The organism is Streptomyces sp. ISL-98, from assembly GCF_018614055.1.
GTDB lineage: Bacteria > Actinomycetota > Actinomycetes > Streptomycetales > Streptomycetaceae > Streptomyces > Streptomyces spiramyceticus.
Genome location: NZ_JAGGPB010000058.1, coordinates 1 through 12,530, shown reverse-complemented (window position 1 = coordinate 12,530; position 12,530 = coordinate 1). Strand labels below are relative to the sequence as shown.

16 protein-coding genes and 1 pseudogene are annotated in these 12,530 nt (G+C 70.4%); 10 read left to right on the top strand and 7 right to left on the bottom strand.

Features of this window, described 5'->3' with window-relative positions; translation table 11 throughout:
- Positions 1–454 precede the first annotated feature (454 nt).
- Positions 455–1,324, bottom strand: coding sequence for a UbiA family prenyltransferase (locus J7I98_RS32480; protein ID WP_308378018.1), 870 nt, complete (start codon positions 1,322–1,324; stop codon positions 455–457).
- Positions 1,325–1,473: 149 nt separating this feature from the next.
- On the opposite strand from J7I98_RS32480, the gene J7I98_RS32475 reads away from it, so the two are divergent.
- The 5 genes from J7I98_RS32475 (at position 1,474) to J7I98_RS32455 (ending at position 5,859) form a co-directional block, all read left to right on the top strand.
- Entirely contained in the window at positions 1,474–2,532 is a 1,059-nt protein-coding gene (locus J7I98_RS32475) for a type III polyketide synthase (protein WP_214928644.1), read from the top strand.
- Positions 2,533–2,569: 37 nt separating this feature from the next.
- Positions 2,570–3,109: an isoprenylcysteine carboxyl methyltransferase family protein gene (locus tag J7I98_RS32470; RefSeq protein ID WP_214928643.1), complete on the top strand. Its 540-nt coding sequence runs from the start codon at positions 2,570–2,572 to the stop codon at positions 3,107–3,109.
- Positions 3,106–4,119, top strand: coding sequence for an NAD(P)/FAD-dependent oxidoreductase (locus tag J7I98_RS32465; RefSeq protein ID WP_214928642.1), 1,014 nt, complete (start codon positions 3,106–3,108; stop codon positions 4,117–4,119). The genes J7I98_RS32470 and J7I98_RS32465 overlap by 4 nt, the downstream gene beginning before the upstream one ends.
- Positions 4,120–4,771: 652 nt before the next feature.
- Positions 4,772–5,197, top strand: coding sequence for an STAS domain-containing protein (locus J7I98_RS32460; protein WP_214928641.1), 426 nt, complete (start codon positions 4,772–4,774; stop codon positions 5,195–5,197).
- Positions 5,194–5,859, top strand: a complete 666-nt coding sequence (locus tag J7I98_RS32455) for a hypothetical protein (protein ID WP_308378017.1) — start codon at positions 5,194–5,196, stop codon at positions 5,857–5,859. The genes J7I98_RS32460 and J7I98_RS32455 overlap by 4 nt, the downstream gene beginning before the upstream one ends.
- A gap of 169 nt (positions 5,860–6,028) precedes the next feature.
- Here the strand turns inward: J7I98_RS32455 and J7I98_RS43070 are convergent.
- Positions 6,029–6,295: pseudogene (locus tag J7I98_RS43070) on the bottom strand (DUF1206 domain-containing protein); the annotation flags it as partial.
- Between the two features lie 11 nt (positions 6,296–6,306).
- Positions 6,307–7,122, bottom strand: coding sequence for a SigB/SigF/SigG family RNA polymerase sigma factor (locus J7I98_RS32440; protein WP_214928640.1), 816 nt, complete (start codon positions 7,120–7,122; stop codon positions 6,307–6,309).
- A 476-nt stretch (positions 7,123–7,598) separates the two neighbouring features.
- Between J7I98_RS32440 and J7I98_RS32435 the strand changes: the two genes are divergently transcribed.
- Positions 7,599–8,978, top strand: coding sequence for a diacylglycerol kinase family protein (locus J7I98_RS32435; protein ID WP_214928639.1), 1,380 nt, complete (start codon positions 7,599–7,601; stop codon positions 8,976–8,978).
- Between the two features lie 191 nt (positions 8,979–9,169).
- On the opposite strand, the gene J7I98_RS32430 is transcribed toward J7I98_RS32435, so the two are convergent.
- From J7I98_RS32430 to J7I98_RS32415, 4 genes are all read right to left on the bottom strand, one after another.
- Positions 9,170–9,529 carry an ANTAR domain-containing protein gene (locus tag J7I98_RS32430; protein ID WP_214928638.1) on the bottom strand — a complete coding sequence of 120 codons (360 nt, stop codon included), beginning with the start codon at positions 9,527–9,529 and terminating at the stop codon, positions 9,170–9,172.
- A 40-nt stretch (positions 9,530–9,569) separates the two neighbouring features.
- Entirely contained in the window at positions 9,570–9,926 is a 357-nt protein-coding gene (locus J7I98_RS32425) for a PRC-barrel domain-containing protein (protein WP_214928637.1), read from the bottom strand.
- Positions 9,923–10,312 (bottom strand): ANTAR domain-containing protein, encoded by a 390-nt coding sequence (locus J7I98_RS32420; RefSeq protein WP_214928636.1) that lies wholly within the window; start codon positions 10,310–10,312, stop codon positions 9,923–9,925. The genes J7I98_RS32425 and J7I98_RS32420 overlap by 4 nt, the downstream gene beginning before the upstream one ends.
- Before the next feature lie 83 nt (positions 10,313–10,395).
- Positions 10,396–10,674, bottom strand: coding sequence for a hypothetical protein (locus J7I98_RS32415; protein ID WP_214928635.1), 279 nt, complete (start codon positions 10,672–10,674; stop codon positions 10,396–10,398).
- Positions 10,675–11,057: 383 nt separating this feature from the next.
- On the opposite strand from J7I98_RS32415, the gene J7I98_RS32410 reads away from it, so the two are divergent.
- The 4 genes from J7I98_RS32410 to J7I98_RS32395 form a co-directional block, all read left to right on the top strand.
- Positions 11,058–11,270, top strand: a complete 213-nt coding sequence (locus J7I98_RS32410; RefSeq protein WP_214928634.1) for a hypothetical protein — start codon at positions 11,058–11,060, stop codon at positions 11,268–11,270.
- 117 nt (positions 11,271–11,387) lie between these two features.
- On the top strand, positions 11,388–11,570 hold the full coding sequence (locus J7I98_RS32405) for a hydrophobic protein (protein WP_214928633.1): 183 nt from the start codon (positions 11,388–11,390) through the stop codon (positions 11,568–11,570).
- 92 nt (positions 11,571–11,662) lie between these two features.
- Entirely contained in the window at positions 11,663–11,836 is a 174-nt protein-coding gene (locus J7I98_RS32400) for a CsbD family protein (RefSeq protein WP_214928632.1), read from the top strand.
- Between the two features lie 134 nt (positions 11,837–11,970).
- A partial coding sequence (locus J7I98_RS32395) for a hypothetical protein (protein WP_214928631.1) occupies positions 11,971–12,530 on the top strand: 560 nt, incomplete at its 3' end.

Sequence of the window (12,530 nt, the reverse complement as noted above, 5' to 3'; positions counted from 1 at the left end):
GACACGGACTCCGGATCAGCGCGACGATGACGCCTGACAGCACGTCCCGCCCTTCCCCGGCGGAGACAGTCCCAAGACAAAGGTGCGTGCGATGGATCAGCATCTTTCTCTGCACTGCGCGCCTACGCCCGCGCCCACAACCGCCGCCTGGCCGACCTCGCCCGCACGTTTATCGACGGCACCGAACCCCTCAACGGCCTGATCGTCTGACCACCGCGACCGGCCTCCAACACATCGCAGTCCGCCGTCACCAGCAGGTCGTGGTGCGGACGGCCGGTGGCATCGTCGCTCGGTCATCACTGGCGCGTGGACCGGCAGAGCGGTAAACGGCAGCTTCATCGGCCGCGCCGTCGCCACGACCGAGGACAGCACTCGCGAACTGACGGCAACCGCAGCGGGAATCGGTCAACTCCCGCTTCCGTCTGTGGGTTTCGTACGGTCTGAGGCGGTGCGGTCAGGCGATCCCGGTGCCGCGCAGCAGCAGCAACGCCACGTCCACCACCGCCACCGCGACCGCCGCCGCGAACGCCAACCACTCCCAGCGGCGTCCCAGCACCGTCCCCGCCGTCGCGATCAGAGCGGTCACCAAAAGCACTGCCAATCCCCACCTGCCGGGTGGTCCGGCGGGCCCCAGCACCAGAACTGCGGACGCGGCCACCAGCGGCACCGGCAGCAGCAGCCGTGCGCCGTCCGGGCCCAGCCGGTGCGGCCATCCCCGTACGCCCGTCGCCAGATCCCCGCGGATGTCCGGCAGTACGTCACCCAGATGGGCGCCGACTCCCAGCAGCGCCCCGGCGGTGACGACCCACCAGGCCGGCCAGGGGTGCCCCGGCAGGCCCAGCGCGACGAACGCCGGAAGGGCGGCGAAGCCCACCGCGTACGGTGCCCAGGACCATGCTGTCGCCTTGAGCCGCAGGTCGTACGCCCACGCCGCCGCCACTCCGGCCAGGTGAACGGCGCCTGCCCACAGGCCACAGGCGAGCGAGAGCGGTACGCACAGCGCCAGCGCGGCATACGCGGCCACCCACACCTCCGTTACACCGACCGCGCCGTCGACGACGGGTTTGCCATGGCGGCCGGCGGCGATGTCCCGGCGCGCGTCGAACGCGTCGTTGCACCAGCCGACGGACAACTGCCCGGTCAGAACGGCGGCGCCGGTCAGCACACAGCGCGCTGCGCCCTGGCCGGCGGTGACGGCGAGCGCGGCCATCAGGGCGGTGACCGCCACGACAGGCCCGGGGTGGCACGACCCGGCCAGGCCACCCACCCGGACGGCCCAACTCGCCTCGGGGCCGCCGGTCGTCGACTGCTCGGGAGTGCCCACCCGGCCGATCGTAGGCGCCCGGGCGCCACCCGGCCGGTGCACCGCGTCCCCGGGAGGAGCGGCCGGACGGGCAATTCATGTGTCGAAGCCCTGTTCCGGGGAACACGTGCAGAGCAACTCACCCGAGTTGGTAACCGGACGGGAACCATATGACGCGGATCACCGCCGTTCACGGTGCCCTCGCACCGCACCGTCGCACCCAGTCCGAGATCACCGACATGGTGGCCCGCACCTGCCTGCCCGAGGGCACTGACCGCCGGGTCCTGGACCGGCTGCACCGCAGCGCGAAGGTCGGCTCGCGTCACATGACGCTGCCGCTCGAACGGTACGGGGAACTGGACGGATTCGGCGCCGCCAACGACGTCTTCATCGCCGCCGCCACCGACCTGGGCGCCAAGGCCGTCCGGGGCGCTCTGCACACGGCCGGTCTGTCCGCGGCTGACGTGGATCTGCTGATCTTCACTTCTGTCACCGGTATCGCCATCCCCTCGATCGACGCACGGCTGGTCGGCCGCCTCGGCCTGCGGCCGGACGTCAAGCGGCTGCCCCTGTTCGGCCTGGGCTGTGCCGGCGGCGCCGCCGGCCTGGCCCGTATGCACGACTACCTGCTGGGCCGACCCGGCCACGTGGCGGTGCTGCTGTCGGTCGAACTGTGCTCGCTCACCTTCCAGCGCAACGACGCCTCCATGGCCAACCTGGTTGCCACCGGGCTGTTCGGCGACGGCGCCGCCGCGGTCGTCGCGTGCGGCGTGGGCCGCCCCGCCAACACCGGCGGCCCGATGATCGTGGACACCCGCAGCCACCTGTACCCGGACACCGGGCGCGTCATGGGCTGGGACATCAAGAACACCGGCTTCCAGGTCGTCCTCGACCCGAAGGTCCCCGATGTGGTGCGCCGTTACCTCGCTGATGATGTCGAGGGGTTCCTCGGCGACCACGGGATCAAGCCGAAGGACGTGACGGCCTGGGTGTGCCACCCCGGCGGCCCCAAGGTCCTGGAAGCCGTCACCGAGGCCCTCGACCTGCCCGACGACGCACTCGATGTGACCTGGCGCCATCTGGCTGACGTCGGCAACCTGTCCTCGTCATCGGTGCTCCACGTACTGCGCGACACCCTGGCCCAACGCCGCCCGCCGCCGGGCACGCCGGGTGTGCTGCTGGCGATGGGGCCCGGCTTCGCGTGCGAACTCGTCCTGCTGCGCTGGTAGTTCGGACCATCGAAGGACACGAAGGACATAGGGACACATGATCTGGTACGGACTGCTGGTGGCCGCCGTCGCCGCCGAGCGCGTCGCCGAACTCGTCGTCGCCCGCCGCAACGAGCTGTGGAGCACCGCCCGCGGCGCGACCATCGCCGGGCAGGGCCACTACCCGGCCATGGTCGCCCTCCACACCGGCCTGCTGATCGCCTGCCCGGCCGAGGTGTGGCTGGCCGACCGCCCCTTCGTATCCGCCCTGGCCTGGCCGATGCTGGCCGTGCTGGCGGCCTCCCAGGCACTGCGGTGGTGGTGCATCCACACCCTGGGGCCCCGGTGGAACACCCGGGTGATCGTCGTACCCGGCCTGCCGCTGGTGACCGGCGGCCCCTACCGCTGGCGGTGGCTGCGGCACCCGAACTACGTGGCCGTCGTCGCCGAGGGCGTGGCCCTGCCACTCGTCCACACCGCCTGGGTCACCGCGGCCGTGTTCACGGTACTCAACGCCGCCCTGCTCACCGTGCGCATCCGCTGCGAGAACCTGGCGTTGGCCGCCGCGACCACCTCGACCACGACCGCTCCGGCGTGATCGACGTACTGGTGGCCGGCGGTGGACCGGCCGGTCTGGCCGCCGCCATCCACGCCGCGCTCGTCGGCCTGGAGGCCGTCGTCGTCGAGCCCCGGACCGGGCCCGTGGACAAAGCCTGCGGAGAAGGCGTCATGCCCAGTGGCGTTGCCGCGCTGCGGGCACTGGGCGTCGAGGCCAGTGGCCGCGAACTGCGCGGCATCCGCTACGTGGACGGCACCACCCGCGCCGAAGCGTCCTTCCGCGGCAGCAACGGGCTGGGAATCCGCCGTACGACGCTGCACTCCGCACTGCACCAGCGCGCTCTCGACCTCGGCGTGCGCATGCTGCCGGGCAAGATCGGCGAGGTACACCAGAACGCGGACACGGTCACCGCCGCCGGGACCACGGCCCGTTGGCTGATCGCCGCCGACGGCCTGCACTCCCCGGTGCGCCGCGGCCTGGGGCTGGAACTGCCGGGCCGCCCCCACGGCCGCTACGGACTGCGCCGGCACTACCGCGTCGAACCGTGGACGGACTTCGTGGAGGTGCACTGGTCCCGGCACGGCGAAGCCTATGTGACACCGGTCGGCGACGACCTGGTGGGCGTCGCGGTCCTCAGCCGCAGCCGTCGCGGGTACGACGAGCACCTGGCCGCCTTCCCGGCCCTCACCGCGTCGCTGCGCGGCCCGGCCGCGACGGAGGTACGCGGCGCCGGACCACTGCGGCAGCGGGTGCGGCGCAGAACCGCCGGCCGTGTCCTGCTCGTCGGCGACGCTGCTGGCTACCTGGATGCCCTCACCGGCGAGGGCATCGCCCTCGCGCTGGCGACGGCCGGGGCCGCCGTCCGCTGCCTGGCCGCCGGGCGACCGGACGCTTACGAGCGTGCCTGGATCCGGCTGACCCGGCGCCACCGACTGCTGACCGGGGCCCTGCTGGCCGCGAGCCACCGTCCTGGCACCGTCCGCCTCATCGTCCCCGCAGCATCCCGGATGCCCCCGGTGTTCTCAGCAGCGGTCCACGCACTGCAGTAACGGTAGGCCAGCCCCGGAGACCGCCTGGGTCCCGTGACCGAGCACAGAGATCGTCTCGCCCTGTGGCCCGGAGGCCCGCTGCAGCCAGAAACTCACCGCGGCCGGGAAGGAGGCACGAGCGACTGGCGGTCCTGTTCTCCAAACCTGCCTGCCGGGTCTGCGAAGACCGACTGCAGTGCACGGGCAACACCGACGGCCGAGGCCGCCGCAACATCCTCCTGCCTGAGCCCTTGCAAGAGACCCGGACCCCAGTCCGACGCGAGCAGCGGCCTTCCCTTTACGGGCTCAAGTACCGTGCAGGGCACCGGATATGAGCGCGCCACTACGCTTCGACACCGTCCACATCCTGAGATGGGGCGGCTTCGGACTGTCTGTCGCACTGGGCCAGGACTATGCTGCTGTACAAGCGTCCCAGACCCCGGCGGCTTGTCGTTTCACGCCACAGGTGGCTGCGGGGAGCGGACCTCCCGTCCGTCACCTGACGCATCCCTGGAGAGAACCGGACGGGTCCTCTGTCCTGTTGCACAGGCCCTCGGACCGGCCGTCGCTCCGCCTCCGCCGAACGTACGCCCCTGCCAGCAGCGCGCCAAGAGGAGCCGGGACTCCCGGCGTTCCCATCTCGCTGCCGGATGGTCTTCTGAACCGAGGCGTCATGCCCCTCCCACAGCTCACCATCTACCGTCATGACCGACGGAAACGGGCACTGATCACCCTGGCCGGTGAGATCGACCTGGAATCGGCACCGCTGGTGCGTGCGGCACTGGCGCGATGCCTGAGCGACGGCATCCGCATCGTCGATGTCGACCTCACCCCCGTGACCTTCTGCGACTGCAGCGGCCTCAACGCCTTCCTCTACGCCGCGCAGCGGACCACGGACGCCGGCGGGATCCTCCGGCTGTACAACCCTCCACCGTCACTGGGGCGGATCCTCGACCTCACCGGCTGCGGGTTCCTGCTTGTCGGCCTACCGCTCGGGCATCTGCCACCGTCACTCGGGGACGTCCTGGCCCCGACAGCCCAAGCCCTGCCGCACCGGCGTGTTCCGCTGGTGCCTGTCCTCTCGGGCGATGCGCGGTGACGGCCCAGTCAGAGCAGGGGCAGCCGCACAAGCCCCATGCAGGCGAGTCGTCCACCATGGACGCGGTCCGGTTGCGCCGCGTGAACCGCTGGCTGGCGCAGGGCCTGGGCGGGGAGCTGGCGGATCTGTACGTCGACTCCCGCGAGACGCCCGCCGCTGAGGCGTACCGCAGCCGCAGCCGCCAGGACTTCCTGAACCGTCTTACTGGCGACATCCGGCGGCCGGGATTCGCCATGGTGATCGCGGAGACGGACCACCTGGTGGGGTGCGCCTTCGGATTCCAGGTGGCCAGCGACGGCTTCTGGTGGCTCGGGTTCGACGGAGCACTGCCACAGAGCATCGAGCAACTCACCGAGTCCGGCGGCGTCTTCACGATCACCAGCATCCTGGTTCAGCCGCACCCGCAGGACCAGGACGTAGCCCGCCGTTTGCAGGAGCGGCTGCTGAGCGGCCACCAGGCGCCACTCGGCGCCACCTTGGTGGATCCGGACGATCACCCGACCCTCGCGTCGCTCCGCTCCTGGGGATGGCTGGACGTCGGAGAGGTGTGGCGGCCGGCGGGCCCGACCATGTTCCGTGCGCTGGTATTCCCCCTCGGAGAACGAACCACGGCGCGGCTGGAGGGCCTGGCCCACGATGCCTGGACGCGGTGGCCCGGATGAGGTCCGACAGCCGCTCGGCCCGCATCCAGGCGCTGGTCGCCGAACAGGCGGCCCGACGCGGCGCCCGGGTCGGCGTGGTGGACGTGATGGCGGCGTAGAAGACCGCCCGCCCGCCGTCAAGGACTCGCGAGGCGGCCTTGTGCCGGGGCCCCCTGCCAAGCGCGCGGGCGCCCCGCCACAACGCCATGCAGCCGAAGCCGACGACCAGCGCCCACAGCATCGCCTTCCCGAAGGGCTGCGCCGCGACCTGGGCCAGCGCACCCTGGCGGTCCGCCGACTCGCCGCCGCTGCCGAGGGCGATCCGGACGGCCAGTACACCGATCAGGACGTACACCACCCCACGTGCCGCAAAGCCTGCCCGCCCGGCTGCAGTCAGTGTCTGCTTCTCCGCGGAGTTCCTTGTCCGGGGCCCGGCAGTCCGGCGCCGCCCGTGCACCCGGGATGTCGTCACGATGCCCTCCTCAGATCGCGGTCCGCCATCACCTGGTCGCGCAGGCGTGCACAGGTGCGGGTGATCAGACGGGAGACATGCATCTGGGAGATACCGAACTGCTCGCCGATGCGGTTCTGCGTCATCTCGCAGAAGAACCTCATGTAGAGGATCTGCCGCTCTCGTGCGGGCAGCGCCCGCAGCAGGGGGCGGAGTGCCTCGCGGTTGATCACCCGGTCGAAGCCGGGCTCCACGTCGCCGAGGGTGTCGGCCAGCGGGTGACTGTCCTCGGAGCGGCTGGGCACGGTGTCCGAGGACCGGGCGGTGAAGCTCGCCAGCGCCCTCTGGCCCAGCCGTACCTCGGCCTCGGTCAGGCCGCTGTGCGCGGCGATCTCGTGGACCGAGGGTTCGCGGCCGTTGAGCGAGGCGCACTCACTGCCGGCGGAACGGACCCGGGCGCTCAACTCCTGCACGCGCCGCGGTACATGGACGCCCCAGAGCTCGTCACGGAAGTGCCGCTTCACCTCGCCGAGGATCGTCGGTATGGCAAAGCTTGGGAAGGCAGTGCCGAGACTCGGGTCGAAACGCGATACCGCCTTGATCAGACCCAGATGGGCGACCTGCTCGAGGTCCTCGAAAGTCTCACCGCGATGGCGGAAGCGCCGGGCGAGCCGTACGGCCATCGGCATCCAGGCGCACACCACCTCCTGCCGCAGCGCGGACCTCTCCGGGCCGTCCGGCAGGGCGGCGATACGGCGGAACGCGGCGGCGGTATCCGGCGCGTCGTGGTAGGGGTGGGCACTTCGCCGACTCTGCGTGCGTTCGTCCTGCACGGGCACGTGTCTCCCTGATCGGTGGCGTCACTCACCGTGGGAGCCGGCAGACCGCAGCACACTGGGGAGCAGGACAGCTGCTCCACGGGCGTGCCTCCGGTCTGAAGCACACTGGACTGCTTCCCGGACCGCCCCCTTTCAAACAGGGTCTCTGCAGCCCATCTGCGGCAATCCGTCGGGGGCACGCGCGGGCACAGAACGTGGAGGGCGCGGTAGCGGACTCGGCCCGGGGCTGCAGCGGTTGCTCGGTGAGGCCGCGGTCGGAGCGAGGCCGTTGGACCTGGCATGCCTTCCGGTCAAAGCCCCGCACCATATGTCGTTCCCGCCGAACGCCCCGGCCGACTCGCCTGACAAGAGGGCCCGACCGATGTCTGGTCCGGAACCTGATGGTCAACGAACAACGGGGCACGGGCCGTTGGCCGATTCGTGAGTGCGGGTGGCCGCGTGTTCGGCATCGCCGCGGGTACGCAGTCGGCATGAGACACCTCCGCGCGCTCGATGCACGGTTCTTCGCACGCGTCGCCTCTGCCCACCCCATGCTGCCGTGGCTGACCGGCGCGGCCGTCATGGGTCTGTCCGGCAATCGCGGCGCACGCCGTGCTGCACTGCGCGCAACCGGCTCCCTGGCCCTGGCCTCCGCCGCCGTCAATATCGCTTCCAGCCACCGTCTTCTGCCTCGGCCCACCACCCGGGCGTTGCCGTCCGGGCACGCGGCCGCCGTCGCTGCTTTCACCACCGCCGCCACGCTGGAGTCGCCCCGGCTGGGGGCCGTTCTCCTACCCCTCGCTACGGCCGTCACCGCCTTCCGCGCTCGCACCGGCGCGCCCTCCACCGGTGATGTCCTCGCGGGCGTGGCACTCGGGATCGGTATCGCTGCGGCGACCTGCCGTTGGTGGCCGCTGCACGTGGACGAACCGGCCGACGCGGCCCGGCCGAACGTCCCGGTCCCCGCGCTTCCCGCAGGCCTGGGACTGATCGCGGTCGTCAACAGCGACGCGGGCGGCGACACGCCGGCCGAAGCCGAACTGCGGATCCTCTTGCCGATGACGGACATTCGGCTCTGCGAGAGCGGCGTCGACCTGCACCTGGTGCTCGACCGAGCGGCCAAGGACGTACTCGCCCACGGGGGCGCGCTCGGGGTCGTGGGCGGTGACGGGACGGTCAACGCGGCAGCGGTCAGGGCCACCGAAAGCGGACTGCCGCTGGCCGTGTTCCCCGGCGGCACCCTCAACCACTTCGCCGCCGACCTGGGACTGGCGACCCTGAAGGCCACTGCCGACGCCGTGGAGGCGGGCTGCGGTGGAGCCGTGGATCTCGGCCGTGTCACGACCGAGGGCAGTGCCGACGGTGACTCCAGCACGTACTTCCTGAACACCTTCAGCATCGGCGTCTACCCCGAACTCGTCCGGGCGCGGGAGGCCCGCGAGGCACACCTGGGCAAGTGGCCCGCCCTCGCCGTCGGCCTGTTCCGCGTCCTCGCCGACGGCACGCCCCGCAAGGTCACCATCGACGGGCGGCACCGCCGACTGTGGCTGCTCTTCGCCGGCAACAGCCGTTACGACCCACCCGGCTTCGCCCCCTCCTACCGCCGCAGCCTCAATGACGGACTCCTCGACATCCGCGCCGTCGACGGCAGCCATCCCTTCGCCCGCACCCGGCTCATCATGGCCTTCCTCACCGGCACCCTCGCGCGCTCCCGCGTCTACCAGGCCACCACCGTGACCCGGCTGCGCATCGACGGCGTGGGAGAGGAGGGGGACTACACCCGTGACGGCGAGGTGAGCCCGGCCGCCGACACCCTCCTCCTCGACAAGTCGGTCCGTGCCCTCACTGTCTACCTGCCACCGCCGCAGTGACGCCGTCGGCGGGGTGGCGCTCTTCGAGCGTTCTGCCTGCTCAACGGCTTAGCGGTCAGGGAAGCGGGCGGCCGGTGTTTCATTTCCACGAGGTGGGCTACACAACAGAGGCGTCCGACGGCCGTCCTGGACGAAGGCACCGGAGAGTTGAACCCACAGCTCCCGGTGCCGTCCGCTGGGCACGCATGCCGTCACCGCTGGTCTGCCAGATGGAGGCGCCGCAGTGCCCGGCGCAGCTCCCGCTGTATCGGTTCCGGGAGCGTCTCGTCCTTCGTCGTGGCGACCAGGGCCGCAGCCACGTCCCGGAGCTTGATGTTGCAGTGCTGCGACACGTCCACCAGCAGGTCCCACGCCCTCTCGCTGGAACACGGTGCCAGGGCCATCACCATGCCGCGCGCCTGGTCGATCACCGCACGGCTCGCCAGCGCGCGGCCCAACTGCTCATTTCTGGCGCGTAGTTCGACGACCTCTGTCAGTAGAGCCGTTTCCTCCGCCGAAGCCACGGCCGTCAACAGCCGCTGTCCTTCGCGGGGCGTGGTCAGCTGGCGCATGGTGCGTACCTCACAGGGCAGACATCCTGTCCGCAGGCGGTCAGCGGCGCGCCAGTTGCCGTTCTCCGGCCGCACCCGGCTTGTAGGCCAGTCCGTAGTGCTTGAAGATTGCTTCTTCCTGCTCGGCGGGCAACACGTCGTCGGTGCCGATCGAAGGGGCCTGTTTCACCAGCGTCTTGACATAGCCAACCTTGAGATAGCCCGGCCCGGCGATCGCGTCCTCAAGGGGGACGAAGACGAGCCGGTGCCGGGTGGGCAGTCCGGTCCGTACGGTGGCCATGGCCGGCTCATCGGTGGTGGTGTCCACATACACCGCCTCCAGGACACCGATCTTGTGCGACTCGGTGTCGACGACATCGCGGTTGCGCCATTCCCGGACGTCGGCTGCGTGAATCATGGCCTTCCCCTTCCGGACGGCTCATCCGCCGGTGGGGAGTCGCACCCCCGGTCTTCCGCGTGAAGCTGCCGCAGCGCCCGCTGCATCAGCCGCGAGAGCGGCTCACCCTCCCAGGCGGCGACCACGGCTGCAGCCACCTCCGGGAGTTTGGTGCTGCACTGCCGCGAGATATCCACCAGCAGGTTCCTGGCCGGCCCACGGCGGCAAGGGGCCAGGACCATCACCATGCCGCAGGCCTGGTCGATGACCATGCGGCCGGCCAGTGCCCGCCGCAGCTGATCATTCTCGGCGCGCAGTGCGACGACATCCTGACCGGTCGCATTCTCCGCCCAGGGCTCAGCCGCCAGATCCCACCAATTCTTGGGGAGCATGGTTGTGCCATGCATGACATCTGCCTCTCCACGATTTCCGTGCGTCCGGTGTGGCTGAAGCCGCCCCGAAATCTCTGGATGTCGGGCAACTTCCTCGGTCACCCGCGGCGTTCATGGTCCCGACGGTCCTCGCGCCTCCAGCGCGCCCGGTGCCGACGGCTGTAGCGACGGCTCCAGCGGTCCTGACGATCCCGGCGGTTCTCGTAGTCCCGGTAGCCCCCGAGATCGGAACCGTCGCCACGGACCCAGCCTCCCCCGCGATCGCGGCCGTGCCGGGTGGCGCCGAAGACCAACACAGCCGCGGCCACCCACCAGATGGGGTTGATGAAGCCAAGGCCGAACAAGACCACGATCAGGAAGAGAAGCAGAACGAACACGGCGGGCCTCCCCGGAGCGGAACAAAACATCACGGCCGGGGACCAGGGCCTGTACGCACAGCGTAGCCCTCCCCCGAAGTTGCGGATAGCGACCCACGTCAGCGTCTTCCGCCGGAACCAGATGGCCACTTGACATCTGTCCAGGAAGCGCGGCGAGGGCTAGCGTGTGCGGTACGGCCCGAGCCCCCGGCAGCGTCGAACACCTCTCGCGCCCCTTCGGGGGCGCACCTTGCGCATCAGTGCCGGACCCTGTCCCGCCCCCAGCGGGCCGTTCCCGCACTCACCGTCGCTACGCGATCCCGGCGCAGCCTCGATGCGCCCCATGCGGGCACCGTCCATCCGCTGCCCGCCATGTCGCACGTATCCACCGACAGGCGATACACATGTACGCGCTGATCGTTCCCGCTTCGACCCCCTTCGTCCTGCTCGCCACCGTGATGGGCTTGTCCTGGTGGGAGGACCATGTCCTGCCGGCGCCGCCGGCCGCGCCGATCGAAGCCCCCGCCGAGGCTCCTCTTGTCCCAGCGGCCCCTGCCCAGCTCGCAGAACTCCCCCGTGTCGACAGTGCGTTGACAAGAGAAGTCGTCGGGCGTTGACTGACAGCACGGCGTAGGGCTATGCCACTCCGGATCACTCGGGCGACGCATTCCACCTTCCCGCTTCGCCCGGACCCCGCGGAACTCAGGAACTTCCCGCGATCTGGAGGCCCGGCGATGTTATGGATTCTTCTCCTTCTGCTGATCCTGGTGATGTTCGGGTTCGGCTTCACCATGCAGACCCTTTGGTGGGTCGCCGCCGTACTCCTGGTCGTCTGGATCGTCGGCTTCGCGATGCGCGGGCGCAGCAGCGGCGGGCGCGGCGGTGGCGGCCGCCGGTACGGCCGCAGTCACGGATAGCCCACACCAGGCGCTCTCCCGCCCGCGGGAACGGCGGCCTGTACGGCGATCACGCGCGGGAGCCCATTCCAGCGAACCAGCAGAGGACAACCATGAGCGTCGGACGGACGATCAGGCACAAGGCCCAGGCATTCAAGGGCCGGGTCACCGAACGTATCGGCCAGACCACCCGCAACAGGCGACTGCAGCGCGAAGGCAGGACCGACCGGGTCTCCGGAAATCTGAAGCAATCCGGTGACAAGGCCAAGAACGCTTTCAGGCGCTGACCACGAACGCCCCGGGTGGTGTCCCCGTTGCGTGGACGCCACCCGGCAGGCCAACGCGTAGTCAGCCGACAGGAATTGATGAGAACGGTAATGAAGCAGAGCACCCTAAGAGCCGAGAGCCAGAGAAGGCAGCCATGCTCACCATCGTGATCATCGCCGTGATCGTCATCGTGGCGGTCGCCGTCCTCGTCGTCGGACGTGGCCGCATCCGGGACGGCGGCGGGCGCGGGCTGAAGCACCGCTTCGGACCCGAGTACGACCATGCCGTCGCCGACCACAATAGCGACACCAAGGCGGCCGAGCGGGAACTCGGCAAGCGCGTCAAGCAGCACGGCTCCCTCACGGAACAACCGCTGTCACCCGAGGCCCGCGCGCAGTACACGGCTCAGTGGGCCGGCGTTCAAGAGCAGTTCGTCGACTCGCCGCAAAAGGCAGTCACCGAGGCGGACGCACTCCTTGCACACCTGGCGAAGGACCGGGGCTTCCCCGGTGAACAGTTCGAGGAGCAGTTCGCCGCCCTCTCTGTCCACCACGCCGCCCAGGTCCGCGGCTACCGCAGCATGCACACGGCCGCCCGCGGCCAGAGCGGTACCGAGGAAATGCGGGAGGCCATGGTCGAAGGCCGAAGCCTCTTCGAGGCACTGGTCACCGAACAACGGGCCGACCCGGACCAGGACAGTCCGCAGCCCCCCCC